General features: G+C 61.0%; 13 protein-coding genes. 4 read left to right on the forward strand and 9 right to left on the reverse strand.

What is annotated here, in order from left to right:
• Window positions 1–78 precede the first annotated feature (78 nt).
• Window positions 79–1,422, reverse strand: coding sequence for a nucleotide sugar dehydrogenase (locus F3H96_RS21630; RefSeq protein ID WP_149803744.1), 1,344 nt, complete (start codon window positions 1,420–1,422; stop codon window positions 79–81).
• Window positions 1,423–1,536: 114 nt separating this feature from the next.
• Window positions 1,537–2,697: a DUF3095 domain-containing protein gene (locus F3H96_RS21635; RefSeq protein WP_149803834.1), complete on the reverse strand. Its 1,161-nt coding sequence runs from the start codon at window positions 2,695–2,697 to the stop codon at window positions 1,537–1,539.
• 92 nt (window positions 2,698–2,789) lie between these two features.
• On the opposite strand from F3H96_RS21635, the gene F3H96_RS21640 reads away from it, so the two are divergent.
• Both F3H96_RS21640 and F3H96_RS21645 read left to right on the forward strand, forming a co-directional pair.
• The gene (locus F3H96_RS21640; RefSeq protein WP_149803745.1) at window positions 2,790–3,878 is read left to right on the forward strand and encodes a glycosyltransferase family 4 protein; all 1,089 of its coding nucleotides are present in this window, start codon (window positions 2,790–2,792) and stop codon (window positions 3,876–3,878) included.
• Window positions 3,875–4,636 carry a polysaccharide deacetylase family protein gene (locus F3H96_RS21645; RefSeq protein ID WP_149803746.1) on the forward strand — a complete coding sequence of 254 codons (762 nt, stop codon included), beginning with the start codon at window positions 3,875–3,877 and terminating at the stop codon, window positions 4,634–4,636. Before F3H96_RS21640 ends, F3H96_RS21645 begins: the two co-directional genes overlap by 4 nt.
• Before the next feature lie 264 nt (window positions 4,637–4,900).
• Here F3H96_RS21645 and F3H96_RS21650 read toward each other — a convergent pair whose 3' ends face one another.
• The 3 genes from F3H96_RS21650 to F3H96_RS21660 form a co-directional block, all read right to left on the reverse strand.
• The gene (locus F3H96_RS21650; RefSeq protein ID WP_149803747.1) at window positions 4,901–5,749 is read right to left on the reverse strand and encodes an MBL fold metallo-hydrolase; all 849 of its coding nucleotides are present in this window, start codon (window positions 5,747–5,749) and stop codon (window positions 4,901–4,903) included.
• A gap of 74 nt (window positions 5,750–5,823) precedes the next feature.
• Window positions 5,824–6,273, reverse strand: coding sequence for a cyclic nucleotide-binding domain-containing protein (locus F3H96_RS21655; RefSeq protein WP_149803748.1), 450 nt, complete (start codon window positions 6,271–6,273; stop codon window positions 5,824–5,826).
• A 27-nt stretch (window positions 6,274–6,300) separates the two neighbouring features.
• On the reverse strand, window positions 6,301–9,015 hold the full coding sequence (locus F3H96_RS21660) for an ABC transporter ATP-binding protein (RefSeq protein WP_149803749.1): 2,715 nt from the start codon (window positions 9,013–9,015) through the stop codon (window positions 6,301–6,303).
• A gap of 280 nt (window positions 9,016–9,295) precedes the next feature.
• On the opposite strand from F3H96_RS21660, the gene F3H96_RS21665 reads away from it, so the two are divergent.
• Window positions 9,296–9,967, forward strand: coding sequence for a class I SAM-dependent methyltransferase (locus tag F3H96_RS21665; protein WP_149803835.1), 672 nt, complete (start codon window positions 9,296–9,298; stop codon window positions 9,965–9,967).
• 127 nt (window positions 9,968–10,094) lie between these two features.
• Window positions 10,095–10,490 carry a RidA family protein gene (locus tag F3H96_RS21670; protein WP_149803750.1) on the forward strand — a complete coding sequence of 132 codons (396 nt, stop codon included), beginning with the start codon at window positions 10,095–10,097 and terminating at the stop codon, window positions 10,488–10,490.
• Window positions 10,491–10,600: 110 nt separating this feature from the next.
• Here F3H96_RS21670 and F3H96_RS21675 read toward each other — a convergent pair whose 3' ends face one another.
• The 4 genes from F3H96_RS21675 to F3H96_RS21690 form a co-directional block, all read right to left on the reverse strand.
• Window positions 10,601–11,797, reverse strand: a complete 1,197-nt coding sequence (locus F3H96_RS21675; protein ID WP_149803751.1) for a glycosyltransferase family protein — start codon at window positions 11,795–11,797, stop codon at window positions 10,601–10,603.
• Window positions 11,794–13,038: a glycosyltransferase gene (locus tag F3H96_RS21680; protein WP_149803752.1), complete on the reverse strand. Its 1,245-nt coding sequence runs from the start codon at window positions 13,036–13,038 to the stop codon at window positions 11,794–11,796. The genes F3H96_RS21675 and F3H96_RS21680 overlap by 4 nt, the downstream gene beginning before the upstream one ends.
• Before the next feature lies 1 nt (window position 13,039).
• Window positions 13,040–14,254, reverse strand: coding sequence for a glycosyltransferase family protein (locus F3H96_RS21685; protein WP_149803753.1), 1,215 nt, complete (start codon window positions 14,252–14,254; stop codon window positions 13,040–13,042).
• A 162-nt stretch (window positions 14,255–14,416) separates the two neighbouring features.
• Window positions 14,417–14,995, reverse strand: a complete 579-nt coding sequence (locus F3H96_RS21690) for a hypothetical protein (protein WP_149803754.1) — start codon at window positions 14,993–14,995, stop codon at window positions 14,417–14,419.
• Between the last annotated feature and the right edge of the window lie 389 nt (window positions 14,996–15,384).

Genomic DNA, 15,384 nt, shown 5'->3' on the forward strand with positions numbered 1-15,384 from the left:
CCTTATGTGGCGAGGCCGCCGGCGGCGTGCAACCACGATCCTGACACCGGGGCAAAAAAATCGCCGGCTCAGACTCCGTCAGGCCTTCACCACTGTCCCTCGGGCCAGCCCGAGGCGACCAAAAACATTGCGTGTGTCGACGATCAGAGGGGCGTGATCGGCGATCGTCCGATAGTCGATCGCGTCGTGGTCGGTTGCAATGACGACCGCATCGAAATCCTTCAAGGCCGCCTCGGTCAATTCGACCGAGCGGCGCCCCTTGATCGCCATATGCTCCCGTGTGGTCGGGATCTCGCAAACATGCGGATCGTGGAATTCGGCCTTGCCGCCCCATTCCTCGATGAGTTCAATAAGCCGCAACGAGGGGCTTTCGCGGATGTCGGGCACATTCTTCTTGTAGGCCAGCCCGATTATGAGAATGCGCGAGCGGCTGAGCGCCTTGCCGCGGCGCCGGTCCAGCGCCTTCGCCAGTTCGTCGACCACATGACGCGGCATGGCCGTGTTGATCTCTGCCGCCAGCTCGATGAAGCGGGTCGGCAGTTCGTATTCGCGCGCCTTCCACGTCAGGTAGAAGGGATCGATCGGAACGCAGTGGCCGCCAAGTCCGGGGCCAGGATAGAAAGGCATGTAGCCGAAGGGCTTGCTCTTTGCCGCCTCGATCACCTCCCAGATGTCGATGCCCATCGCGCCGAACACGACCTTCAACTCGTTGACGAGGGCTATGTTGACCGAGCGGAAGATATTTTCCGTCAGCTTGACCGCCTCGGCGGTCGCAGTGGTGGAAACCGGAACGACGGTCTTGACCACGCTTTGGTAGAAAGCCTGCACGAGCGTCGCCGCTTCAACGCCGTCGCCTGCCACGACCTTGGGGATCGTCGCGACTTCAAAACTGCGGTTGCCGGGATCCTCGCGTTCGGGCGAGAAGCCGAGGAAGAAGTCTTGCTTCGACTGCAAGCCGGTTTCTTGCAGTATGGGCTTGATCACGTCGTCGGTGGTGCCGGGATAGGTGGTCGATTCCAGCACGATGAGCTGGCCGAGACGCAGATGCTTGGCAATGGTGCCTGCCGTGTTCCGAACGAAGGAAAGATCCGGCTCGCGGTGTTTCGTCAGCGGTGTCGGAACGCAGATGATGATGACATCGCAGACGGCCAGCTCGACAAAATCCGCAGTGGCGCGGAACCGTCCGCTCGCCACCTGGCCGGCCAGGGCTGTCGACGTCACCGCCTCGATGTAGGATTGGCCTCTGTTCAGGCCCTCGACCTTCTGGGCTTCGATGTCGAAGCCGGTAACCGGGAAGCCGGCGCGTGCGATCGCAACCGCCAGCGGCAACCCGACATAGCCCAGTCCGATCACGCCGACTTGCGCGGCGCGCGTCGAAATCTGGTTTAGAAGACGGTCATATATCGAAAGTGAGGCGTCCAAAAATCCGCTTTCCCGTCAATTCGAACAAGCTGTCCGTTGCCATGGCGGGGCTCAATTGGTCCCAAGAACCATGGCCGAGCCATATTGCGGAAGATCGATTTCCGCAAGCCGTCATCAGACCGGCACCTTCGCCTTCAGGCTCGCGGCAGCCATCGCATAGCCGCCGGCGCCGCCATCGATGAAGTGAACGTGGTCGCGTTGCAGCGGCGAGGCGACGAGGCATGTCATCAAGGCCGATTTCTGGCGGTGAAGGCCATAGTTGCAGATGCCCGCCGCTTCCGCCTGCTTCAGCCGGTTCTCGATCTGTTGCAACACATCCGCGTCAACGTCGATGGTCATCTTCAAGCCGTCGTCGAACTTCCGGAAGTCCGAATTGCTGGCCACTTCGCGTTTGTAGATCTTCGGGTCGAAACCGCCGATGGTCCAGCCATATCTATCGGTGACGGCCGTAAGCGTCATCAGGAACAATATCCATAGCTTCGACCGCCACCGCCATCCTGCCGGCGCAATGGCCCGCGCCTCGATATCGAGGCCGGCGGGCCAGAAACTGTAGCCTGGCCCGTTCACCGGCACCGGGTGGCCATCGCGTTCCTGCCTGCCGGCAAGGGCGATGATGTCGGAAACCAGTACCTGAAAATCGCGCGAGTCGCGCGACGCCCCCGGTATGGCTATGATCGAGACGATTTCACCATGCCTGGCTTCGATCGGGTTCCAGCGGCAGGAGAGGCCGGTCAGATCCGGCCGCGCGCCGGCCGGCGCGGGATCGATGCGGTAGCGCCCCGCTTTCATCTCGGCTTCCGCCCAACTGCCGCCACCGCCGGCGAACATGGCATAGAAGACCGCTTCGGAGGCCTGGAACCGCGCCACGCGAACATCGAGGCCTTGTGCTCTTATATCCTTTATCGGCACGATTGCCGCACGCAGGGTCAGGTCCAGTTCATCCGCCACCCATCGCTGCACGGCGGCTAGCGCGTTGCGGATTTTCTCCATCGCCGAGCCGGGAAACGCCACGAGCGCGCCGTCGCCGCCGAAAACAAAGGGAAGATCTTGCCGACCCAGCGTATTGAGCAGCGCCGAAATGACGCTGGCGCCGGCCATATTGACGGTTTTGTAGTGCCCAGCCTCGATCGCCTTGGTCGAGCCCACGATGTCGGCGGTGGCCAGCGCCCAGCCATCGGGCAGCGGCCGATAGTTGTCTATGTCGGCGACGCTTTCGAACTTTGCGAAGACCGGCAGAGAAGCGACGAACGCGTCAGTTGCGACAGCTGTTTCCATGAGCATCAGATAGCACATTCCACTGTTCGAAGGTGAAGTCGATCATGCGTCGAAATTGACTTGCGCAGGCTTTGCGATGATAGGATCGCGCGATGCGAATTGCCTTCTACGCGCCGCTGAAGTCGCCCAATCATCCCGTTGTCTCCGGCGACCGCCAGATGGCACGGATGCTGATCAAGGCGCTGGAGCACGGAGGCCACAGCGTCGAACTTGCATCCGAATTGCGCTTCTATCTACGCGAACCGGAGTCGAAAAGTTTCGATGCGCTCAAGATCGAGGCTCGAGAGGAAGTCGCGCGGCTGACAAGGCTTTGGCACCGTGACGGCAAGCCCGGTCTCTGGTTGTCCTACCATCCCTATTACAAGGCGCCCGACTTGGTCGGGCCCGCGTTGGCCTCGGCCTTTGCTGTCCCCTATGTGACGGCGGAAGCCTCCTATTCGAGGCGGCGCAACGCCGGTTTGTGGGCCGATGCGCAGGCGTCGGTGGCGCGAGCCATCGAACAGGCGGCGCTCAACATCTGCTTCACGCAAAGGGATCGTCAGGGACTGGCGGATGCGATACCCGGCGCCGCTCTCGGCATGCTTTCGCCCTTCATCGACACATCGGCATTCCGGGAAAAGCCGGCACGGGGTTGTCCGACGCGCCTTGTTACCGTTGCCATGATGCGCCCGGGCGACAAAGTCGAAAGCTATCGCATACTGGCGCAGGCGCTCGGTTCGATAAGCCACTTGCCCTGGACCATGTCGGTCGTCGGCGACGGGCCTGCCCGTGAAGAGGTCAAAGCGCAATTCGCCGGCTTGCCGGCCGGCCGTATCGAATGGCTCGGCGCGATTGAGCCAGCCGCCGTGCCGGATGTCCTCTACAGTGGCGGAATTTACGTCTGGCCGGGTTTCGGCGAGGCCTATGGCGTCGCCTATCTCGAAGCGCAGGCTGCCGGCCTTCCGGTGGTGGCCCAGGACATCGCCGGCGTGCCGGAGGTCGTGCGCGATGGCCGCGCCGGATTTCTCACCCCGCCGGGCGATGTCGCCGCGTTCGCTTCCGCCATCGAAAGGCTTCTGGCCCGTAACGACGAAAGAACCATCATGGCCGCCGAAGCCAGACGTTTCGTCCTCGAAGAACGTTCCCTTGCTGCTGCGGCGGCGCGTCTGGCCGACTTTCTTGCGAAGATCCCGGTTTCATGACATCCGACCGGATCTGGCAACCCTTGGTGGAAGAACTGGCGTCCCTGCAGCGCGCCGACCGCAAGGTAGAGTTCTGGCTGCGCGACGATGACGCCGTGGACCCGACGCCTGCGCTTGATCGGCTGCTCGGCCTCACAGGTGAATTCGCGGTTCCGGTCACTCTGGCCGTTATTCCGGCCCTGACGGATGAGAAGCTTGTTGCCCGGCTTGACCAGGCGCCGCACGCCACGGTCGCCGTCCATGGCTGGGCGCACCGAAATCATGCGCCCGAGGATCAGAAAAAGCAGGAACTCGGCCCGCATCGGCCACGCGAGGCGGTGCTCGACGACCTGACTCGCGGGCTGGCGCGCGTAACCGGCCTGCACGGCGCACGTGCCGTTCCGATGCTGGTGCCGCCTTGGAACAGGATCGACGCCGGCTTGGTACCCGACCTTGGATCGATAGGATTTGCGGCATTGTCGGTTTATGGGCCGCCGAAGCCGGCTTCGCTGGCGGTCATCAACAGCAATGTCGACATTATGGATTGGCATGGCACTCGCGGATGCCGCGATCATGCCACGTTGGTTCAAGCAATCGCCGCGCAATTGCAGGATGCGTTCGACGGCGGCGAACCGGTCGGCCTGCTCACACACCATCTCGTACATGACGAATCGGCCTGGCTTTTCCTCGAACGGCTGTTCGCGGTCACCGCGCGGGCTGGAGCCTGCGCCTGGCTTCCGATCAGGACATTGATCGGGCGCCACGCGTCCAGCGCATGATGCCGAAGCGTGCGAAGCGGTTTTCGGACGACATCATGCTCTATCTCTTTCATTTAGAGCCGGATTCAGATTTCAGGTCGACCTGACCTGAAATCATCCGGGTTCTAGCCGGGGGATTTCACGTCGACCTGAACTGAAATCATCCAGCTCCAGAGCAATTCCAGGAAAAGTGTGACGCTGTTTTCCGTCAGGAATTGCGTCAAAACAAAGAGATAGAGCGTTTCGCCGTTTCCGCGAAACGGTGAAACGCCAGCGGAAAATAATTCAGCGCTCGTTGTGCAATGGAAGTTTGAGCGTCTGGCCGTCCCGTGCGGCAAATGCGCCGGCAAACCTGTCTTTGGCCAGTTTCTCGATTTCGTCCAGTTGCTCGTCGGTGCGTGTCGGATCGTGGTGAAACAGCGCAAGCCTCCGCGCGCCGGCCGCCTCGCAGAGCTTGACGCCGTGATCCCATGTCGAGTGCCCGTCACCGCGGTGGCGCTCCATTTCCTCCTCGGTGTAAGTGCAGTCGTAAATGACGAGGTCGGCATCTTTGATGAGGCCGAGCACCGCCGGATCGAGTTTGTCCGGCTGGTGCTCGGTGTCCGTGATCACCGCGACCGCGCGGCCGTCCCATTCCACCCGGTAGCCTATGCAGCCGCCCGGATGGGTAAGACTGGCGGTTCGGACCACCACCCCTTCGCGCGGCCGAAGCACGTCTCCGGATACGAAATCGCGGAAGTCGAGGCTTGCCTTGCAGATATCCAGTTTCACCGGAAACCACGGCGGCCGCATGAACTCGTCGACCATCTGCCGGGTCGTCATGCGTCCTGCAAGATGTCCGGACCAAAGCGCAAGCTTGACGCTCCGGTCATAGATCGGTGCGAAAAATGGCAGCCCGATGATGTGGTCGTAATGGCAATGGGTGAAAAGCAAGTCGAAATCGGTCACGCCCGACGCCCGAAGCGAGCGGCCGGCGGACCGTAGACCGGACCCCGCGTCGAAGAGAAGCGTATGCTTGCCGCATCGCATCTCGATGCAGATCGTGTTGCCGCCATAGCGAGAGAATTCTGGCCCCGATACCGCAATACTCCCGCGCACGCCCCAAAACTTGATCAGGAAAACGTCGTCGTCCATGCTACCCCTTCGCAGTCCGGTCGCCCATGGTAGCCAGTGCCATCACGACGGCGAGATTAAGTGCACGTCAGTCGTTATTTGCCGCTTCGTGCGTCGATTAGGTCGGCGGTCGTATGGTTCAGGCGATCGGCAAGAACCCGCACCATCTCGATGGTCATTTCCGGGAACTCCCTCATAAGCCTCAGGAAATGATCCTTGCGGATCCTCAAGGCTTCCAGTTGAGATGCCGCTCTGACGGTGGCGGTGCGGGAGCTGTTGCACAATATGGCGATCTCACCGACAATCGAATTTGGCGCCAGCTCGGCGACCTTGATCGGTCCGCTGTCGGAATCGACCAGGATATCCGCCCGGCCTGAAAGGATGACATAGGCGGCGTCTCCCTCGTCGCCCTGCCGGAAAAGGATTTGGCCGGCGCTGTAGCTCACGCGATCGGATGTAAACGCAAGCAACTTGAGCTTCGTCGGCTCTATGCCAGAGAACAAGGGAACGCGTTGCAGCATTCCAACCTCATCCTTGAGCAGCATTGTCGCAACCTTCCCAAAATCGTTGCTCTATGAAAGCAGTTCCTTGAGGATACCGTTCCCTGCCAAAAGTGTCTCGTGTGTTCCGTCTTCCACCAATTGACCCGAGTCGAAGACGATAACGCGATCGAACATCATCCCCATCGACGGATTCGTCACGACCCATATAATAGCCGGCGAATGACCATCGCGTCTGGCTTCCTCGAGCACGTTTCGCAGCACCTTCTCCTGCATGCGCTGGTCGAGCGCCGACAACGGCCGGTTGAGGATGAGAAAATCGGGACGCTTGAGCAGGGCCCGGGCAACATCGAGCTTCTGTCGCTGTCCACTGGTCAGCCGCCTGCCGCCGGAGCCGACGTTGAAGTCCAGGCCGACATCCAGAACCTCGGCATAAAGCCCCAGTTCGTCAAGAATGTCATAGACGATGGAGCGTATGCGGTCCGGCGCGTCGGGATGGTTGTTGCCCACACGCCCGAACAGGACATTGTCCATGACGGTAGCCGCGGCAATGTATTTGGCGGGATCATACCGTTCGACCGCGTTTTGCAGCTCGGGCGGCAGGTTTTCGTAGAACCGGTTGCGTGCGGCGACGATCTTGCTCATCAGCTCGTCGCTCAATAGGCCGAAGCGGTGCCGGGGCTCGATATAGGCAAAGCTCAAGGTGACGATCATGGCGCGGTCATTTTCGGCAACCGCCTCGTACGGACGGTTCTTGAGCCGTTGCAGCAGGGTTTCGTAAGCGGGTATCTCCTCGGCGCTCATGAAGGCGAGCTGCTGGAAGAACTGGTGATCGGGCGGCAGGTCGGCAAACAGCTCGATCGCCTGCTCGGCGATTTCCATGCCCATTTCATAGAGCGTGCGGTCGAGGCCTGCTTGCCTCAGCACTGAAGCAAAATAGGGATTGGCCGCCAGAGCCCTGTCGGCCAGTTCGGGGCCGGCGGCAGCGCCGAAGAGCAGGTTTTGGCCGATCGTCGCTTCCTTGTTGTAGGCGCCCGGTTCGAAAGGAACCACCAATCCGCTCAGCCCTTCGTGTTCCAGCCGGGTTCGAAGCGTCGCTCGCAGTTCGATGATCCGCCTGGCAAGCTCCGTGTGACGCGTGAGGTCGGCCGAAGAGCGCAAGCCAAGATCCAGAATGTCGCGCGACAGAACAACCGCGTCGAGCACCCTGCGCACGGCTTCAAAAAGGTCGCTCGGGCCGGTAGCGCCGACGGAAGCATAGTTGATCCAGTCGCTGTTGATATCAAGATCCGAATTGCCCGACCGGAGCGCCTCGTTGATGTTCCAGCGGCGCTGGGCTGCCGCAACACCGTCATAAGTCACCGGTGTCAGCGGCGCATGCTTCAGCCCGTAGAGCAGGTTATCGCGCAGGCTTGCCTGGAACAGGAAAACATCCGACGAGGCATAGGACATGCGCCGCCCGGTCACTGCTTCGGGGAGTTCATGCAGGTCGTCGGCGCCCGAGGCGACCCTTCCGCTGGCCGGCCAGTTCAGCCGCGCGAATGCTTCTGCAAGCGCCTCCGCTCCACCTGTCGCGGTACTGACCAGCGCCACCGTCTCGCCCGGCTTGACCTGGAGGGAGATACGGTTAAGCAGCATTGCACCGCCATCGTCTGCTATGGACAGGCTGATCGCCGACAGCGGCTGGGTCATCGGAGCGGGATCGTCGATCGCCAATGCCCCGATTCTCGGCGCAATGAGGCCCTCGACGGTAAACTGTTCAACGACCTGCTGATATTTGACCTGGACATCCTGCCGCGCCTGATCCCAGTCGATCAGTTCCTTCATCGGTCCGGGCAGGTCCTTGTAGGCGCTGATCACGGCTACGAGCTGGCCGACGTCCAGCCGCCCCTGGATGACCAGATACCCGCCGATCATGTAGAACAGAAAGGGCGTGAGCTGCGCCAGAATATTGTTGAGGAACTTCACCATGAATTTCCATTGGTAAAGATCGAAGCGAATCTTGAAGATAAGCCCGAGCCGGGCAGCTATGTCGGCGCGCTCGTAGTTTGATGTATCGTGGACGTGAACCGCGCCGATGCCGTCGACGATTTCGCCAACCCGGCCCGAGAGGGCGCGTGCCGTCAACTGCCGTTCGCGCCCGAGCACGATGAGCCGTCGCCGCATTCGCGGGATGAGCACGATCTGGATCAGCACGATCACGACCGCTATCATTCCGAGCCAGAAGTTCTGGACCATGATGAACAGCATGGCCGTCAACGCCTGGCCGCCGAGCAGCACCGGCTGCAGGAAGGCATCGCCGATGAAGCCGCCCAGCGGCTCCACCTCGTCCTTCACCATTGTCGCCACTTCGGCGGATTTCACCCGCTTGAAGTAGACCGGCGGAAACCGCAGCACACGATCGACCAGATCGAAGCGGATACGCCGCAGCATGCGTTCGCCGAGGCGGCCCTTGTAGGTGTTGATGTAGAGTTTGAAGAGGCCGTTGATGATGACCAGCAGGAGGAACACGACGCTCAGGGCAAACAGCGTCGCGGTGCGGTCGAGCTGAAAACCGGAGAAGAACTGGACCTCTCCAATGAACGGCAGGTCATAGTGTAGCCTCATGAACGGATGGGTCGCGCCCGGTTGCTCGAAGCCGCGACCCTGGATCGGACCGTTGACGATCAACTTCGGCAGGTCGAAGGACAAGAAATACGGGATCATCGAAAGCAAGACGATCAGCAATATCCAGATCTGCTGCTTCTTGGTGTGCTTCCAGATATAGCGCGCTAGGCTGGGTTCCATATGCGACAGTGAGCCTTCAGTTGGAAGGATGGATGTAAAAGCGCCTGGCGGACGGCGTATCGGCGATGTCTTCGTCGCCAGCGAGCGGCACGAGGCCGCGGCTGCGCGGCTGCTGCTGGCTGATGGACGCCGGTGGCCCGGACAGATGCAACAGCCTCTCTCCGGCACCGGGCAATGGCGAAGCGGCTTGCGGCATGATCACGTCCGCGAATCCAACAGCTTTGCGGGAGGCAAGATTGCGTTGTGTCGCCCGAAATCCCAACATACAAGAACGAATATGATGGATGTCACGCAACCACGCAATGCCGGCATGGACGGGCACGAGCAAGCCTTGGACCTCACGCGGGGGATTGCCGCCTACCTCAACGACCCTCTCGTGGCAGGGCTGGCGCGCGTCATCGCCAAGCATCCGAAGGCCGATATCGCCAACGCCTTTAACCACAAGCAGGTCGCCTGCAAGATGTGGGCGCTCGACAAGCTGTTCGAAAGCTGCGGCGGCCGGTTCGGGCGCATATGGGTTCTGGGTGGCTGGTACGGCGTGTTGCCGGCAATGCTTTTCAACGACGCCCGCTTCGACATCGTGGCGGTCGATAGCATCGACATCGATCCCGAAGTCGCGCCGGTCGCCAGGACCTTCAACCGGGAAGCCGGCGACCGGTTCCGGGCGCTGACGGCCGATATGTACGCGCTCGACTACGCGGCCGGGCGGCCCGACCTGACGGTCAATACGAGTTGCGAACACATAGCCGATCTGCGCGCCTGGCTTGCTCTGCTTCCGCAGGGTACGAATGTTCTGCTGCAATCGAACGATTATTTCAGCGAGCCGACGCACGTCAACTGCGTGGCTTCACTTGCGGCTTTCGAAGCAATGGCGGCGCTACGGGAGGTGCGGTTCTCCGGCGAACTGCCGACAAAAAATTACACGCGCTTCATGCTGATCGGATCTGTCTAAAGCGCGTCGCGCTGAAACGGATTCAGGCGACGCGCTTAAGTCTTTGTTTTGATGCATGTCGTTCTCCCAGAGCCGCTGCACTGGGCGACATGCATTAAATTGAAATCGCCCCACAGGAGACCGACAAGTGACGCTCCAAAGCATCAACCCCAAGGATCTGCCGGTTCCCCAGACCTACAGCCAGGTCGTCGTTGCGACAGGCAGCAAGCTGGTATTCATCTCGGGCCAGGAGCCCGAAGGCCTGCATGGCAAGCTTGTCGGCCGTGGTGATCTTGCGACCCAGGCGCGCCAAGTGTTTACCAATCTCGGCCGGGCGCTTGCCGCTGCCGGTGCGACGCCTGCGCAGGTCACCAGGATCACGATCTATGTGGTCAACTACCACCGCGATGAATGCCTGCCGATCATCGAAAAGGCTCGGGTAGAGCTGTTCGGAGATCACAAACCGGCCGACGTGGTGCTTGGCGTGGCGAGCCTGTCTCCCGACTATCTGATCGAAGTTGACGCAGTCGCGGTCATCGACTGACCACGCATTTGCGACGGGTCTAGAACAATTCCAGGAAAAGTGTGACACGGGAATTGTGTCAAAACAAAGAGATAGAGCGTTTCGCCATTTCCGTGAAACGGTGAAAAGCTCTAGGATCCCTGGTCTGTTTGATCGTGTGCTTTTCCAAAACCGGGCCGTGTTTTCAGGCACCAGGTTCGATACCGCTCGCGCAGGATTTGCGCCGAGTGACGCGCGCCTTCCAGATCGAGACGATGCGCGGATGGCGTCGGTGCCGCAAGCGCCTGTTCGATCGCTCGCGCCAGACCTTCAGGCGTTAGGTCATTTTCCGTCAGTACGGTTGCCAGACCGAGTTCCCCGAGCATCAGGGCGCGAACCGTCTGCTCGGTTTCCCCGCCGGCTGCAAACGGAACGAGCAGGGAGCGACAACCCGCGCGCAGGACATCGCAGACCGTGTTGTAGCCCGCCTGCGAGACCGACAGGCGGGCACCGGTAAGCAGGCTGGCGAAATCCTCGCGGAACCTGAAGATGGACAGCCCCGGCGTGGCATCGCGTGCGATCGCGTCAAACTCGTCCTTCGGCAGGTTTGGACCGGTGATCAAACACCATTTCCAACCGTTGCTGGCATGCCGTGCCGCCGCGATGGTGGAGCTGACCAGGACCTTTCCGGCAGCCCCGCCGCCAACCGACACCAGAACGTCGAAGCGCTCGGAGGCCGCGGGCGGAGGCGGCGCGGCAACAAGCCCCGTGTAGGTGATCTCGGCCTTGATCGTCCCAGCCAGTGGAAATGTCCTGTCGATGGTTGCGAAAGCCGGATCGCCGTGGACCATGACAAGGTCGAAGTGCCTGTTGATGAGATCGACCGTCTCCTCGTTTCGGCCTGGCTTGACGCGCTCCTGGAGGATATCGCGGACGGACGTTGCCAGCAGCGGCCTGGGCGACGTCGCGTCGATGGCTTCGATCAGCGGCAAGAGTTCGAAACGCATCTGCCGGCGTCCAAATGGAAACGCCTCGATAATGACGATGTCAGGCCGGCAATCCCGGAATGCCTGCAGCAGCATCTGTGAACGCGATTTCTTGAAATCATCATCGATGGATTTGCCCTGCAGATCGACAAGTTCGGAAAATCCTTCATCACCGGAGGTGACGGGTGGCAGGATTACGGATTTTACCCCCGGTCCTGGAAACCCCGCGACCGGCGCTCCGCCGGTCACGACGGTTACGTCAAACCCGTCATCGGCCAGAGCCGCCGCAATGCGGCTGGCGCGCGCGAGGTGGCCGATGCCGAGCAGGTGCTGGACATAGAGGAAGGCGCGCAGCTGCTTCAATCGGCGGCCCGCCACTCGCGCTCGAACAGCTCCTTGAGCTGCCCAATGCTTGCCATATGATCGAAATTGCCGCGCACGCGCCGCTCAGCGGCCTCGCCGAGGCGGGCGCGCAGCACAGGATCACGGATCAGGCGCTCCAGCGCCTGTGCCAGGGCAACCGGGTTTTCCGTCGGAACCAGCAACCCGGTCTCATCCGGCAACAAAAGCTCCGGCACGCCGGAAATATCGGTCGACACGCAGGCAAGCCGCTGGCTGGCAGCCTCCACGAGAACATTCGGCAGACCGTCGCGGTCGCCATTTGCGGTGATCCTGCAGGCCAGCGCGAAGATGTCGGCGCTGCGGTAGTGCTCGAGTACCTGCTCCTGAGCAAGCGCTCCTTTCCAGGAGACGCGACCGCTCAGTCCGAGCTTTTGCGCCAGCGCCCTGAGCCGTTCCAGTTTCTCGCCGTCGCCGATATGCTCGAAACGCCACGCCAAATCGCCGGGCAAGAGGGCAAGGGCCTCCAGCAAGGTATCGTAGCCTTTCTTTTCAACGGCGCGCCCGACGCTCAAAATGACAACCGGTTCGTCCGGCGCCGAGCCGTCATGCTGTTTTCGCGCGCCGCCGAAACTGCCGAAGCGATGAAGGTCGAGCCCATGGTAGCTCAGATGCACTGACGAGTTGCCGTTGGCGAGTTCTTTCAGACGGTCGAAGCCGGTCTTCGTGCAAGTGACCGTCCAGCGCGCAGAGGAAAGCTTGCCAGCCAGATCCCAGTCCGCCGAAGTCCAGATGTCCTTGGCGTGGGCTGAGCAGCTCCAGGGCAGGCTACGAAGCTGGCTGGCGTAGCGGGTAACCGATGCCGGCGTGTGCGCGAAATGCGCATGCAACCATTCCGCGCCTTCCGGCCATTCGGCCGCCAGCACGAGCGCTTGCCCGAAGCGGCGCGCGCGATTGCGCGTAAAGTCGCGAGGGATATCGCTGGCCAGCGATGCGAGCGCGCGCCAGAAGGCCGGTCGCGGCAGATAAGCAAACAGCGAGCGAAGCACGCGCAGCGGCTCTTGATGCAGATATTCCGGCAGATAGTGGACGGGCGCTTTGATCTCGTCATGCACGGGGTGGCGTTTTGCGTCGGTTGGCCGCCTGAGCGCGACCAGTATCAGGTCGAACCCCGCTCGCTCCAGACCGAGCAGTTCCTGCGCGATGAAGGTTTCCGACAGCCGCGGATAGCCCTTCAGAACCACGACGATCTTGCGATTTTGCAAGTCAGTTGATTCCCTCAATGACCGACAGGTGATGGCCGGCCCGCCGGTCGAGCAGTTCCGCGACGATTTCGGAAATATGAGGCAGCCCTTCCAGCGTCAGATGCGGATTGCTCTGTGAGGGGCGGGGCCGGTTCGGCAGCGCCACCAGCGCATCGGCAAACCGTTGGGAATCCTTGGCTTCCTCGGGCAACAGCATCTCGACGAGGCCGAGCTCGGCTGCTCGCCGGGCTCGGATCAATTGTTCCTCGCGGGGCTCGATGCGCGGGACGATCAGCGCCGGCTTGTCGAAAGACAGTATCTCGCAATAGGTGTTGTAACCGCCCATCGCCACCACCGCCTTGGCGCCGGCAATCAGGTCTTCCATGCGGTTGTCGAACTCGATGATCTTGATGTAGGGGATCTTGGCCCCCTTCTTGAGCAGCTTGTTGCGCTTGCGCGCCGGCATGTAGGGCCCAAGCACGATCAGCGCCCTATGCTGCAATTGTGGATCCTGCTGATAGGCATCGACGACGTCGTGGATCAGTTCGGCGCCGTCACCCCCGCCACCGGTGGTAACGAGGATATACTCGCCCTCGGGCCGGTGGCCGGGCAATTCGTTCCGTTGCAGGCTGCGTTGCAGGAAACCGACGAACCTTATCTTTGCCCTGATAGCGGGAGGCACATCCAGGCCGGTCAACGGATCGTAGAAATCCGGCGGACCATAGGCCCAGATCTTGTCGTAGAACAGGCCTATCTTGCGCATCACATCCCTGCGCGCCCACTCTGCCTCGAGCAGATGCGGCGCATCCATCACCTCGCGCAGGCCAAGCACGAGCGTGGTGCCGCGCGTTTTGAGGTAGGACAGCGTGTCCTCAATCTCGCCGCGCAGGCCGAGCGGCTCCTTGTCGACGATGAAGATATCCGGCCGGAAGCTCTCGGCCGTGTGGCGGATGATCGACTGGCGCATCCTCAGCGTCTCATGCAGATCGATATCCTTTTCCAGCGAGGTGTATTCGCCGTTGCGCAACTTGATGACGCTGGGGATCTTCACGAAGTCGACTCGAGCGCGGTAATCGAAGGCGCCGGCGATAGTCGCACCCGAAATTATGAGCACCTGAAGCCCGCGGAAATCCTCGACCAGCGAATGCGCGATCGTCCGGCAGCGCTGCAGGTGGCCGAGCCCGAACGTGTCGTGGCTGTACATGAGAATTCGAGCGTTTTCTGCGTGCTGGGTCATTGTTGAACGTCTCTTAAAATTCTCGCCTTGAGCACCGTGGGCGACCCCGCAGGCTTCGAAACCATCTCGCAGGCCTACCGATCCGTTTTGAGATATGAGGCCGCAATTTTCACTTTGTCCTATCCAACGGGGCCAACGATGACGCGCTTCTTGATCGTGCGTTCAAGCTGACCGTCGTCCGCTATACGATGTTCGATAATGTCGTCCAAGCTCATTAATCACTTCAAAGGCCGGGCTATTCGAGCCGCTGCGTGACAGCGCATCGTGGCTGAAAGTGGCGCCGGCTGCCACCAATTCGAAGGTATTGTTTGGTATATCTGTCGGATAGGCTTTCTGATTGGCCGAGCCCGAAACTGCATGGATTGGCGAATATCGCCTCGGCGGGAGCGGGCTGAGACTCCCTATTGTTGTTTTGGGATGGATCCAAGGGCAAAGCAGTGTCCAAGTGGTTGGCAAAGGCCTCCCTTCTTGTTTTCGATAGGCTCCGGTCTCTCCGAACTCAATTGGTTTGGCAGTGGTGAAGGCGAATTCCGCTATCCTGCCAATATAGCTAATTGCTTGATCGGCATACTTAATTGCTTGCTCGGTATACGAAATGACGAGGCCGGCGGCTGTCGCACGGCGCATATAATCGTACTCACTTCGCGCGCCATTGCTCTCGGTCTTGGGGGAGCAAAGGTGCTGCCCGTCAATCTCTCGACGTGCGGCCTGATTATGATTCACCCACCGGAACTGAGCCATCTATCGCCCACGCTATCCGGAAATTCGGCAGGAATCGAGTGGATGCCAGCGCTCACGACACACCGCCCGCAGCAGGGGGTGCAACACCGGGTGCTTGTCGATCGCTATGGCTTCTGGCCAATGCCTTTAGCTGGGAGAAGGGGATGACCGGCGATGCCGTGGTAAGCGGCTGCCTTTCGGCCGCGTGAGGCACGTGCATGGCGAGGAGGATCCGCGGCACGATTTCGGGGAAGGGGCCTGGCAGGATCCGCCGCGTCGAATTCGATCGCAAATCCTGCGTCGATGGCGATCTGCGCAATGAGATCGCCGAGTTGCCGATCCGTCAGTTCACACGAAGGGAACGTTCTCCGCACGGCACAGATCCCCTCAGCTATCGAGATGCACGGGTT

This window comes from Mesorhizobium sp. NFR06, assembly GCF_900115245.1.
In the GTDB taxonomy this organism is placed as follows: Bacteria; Pseudomonadota; Alphaproteobacteria; order Rhizobiales; family Rhizobiaceae; genus Mesorhizobium.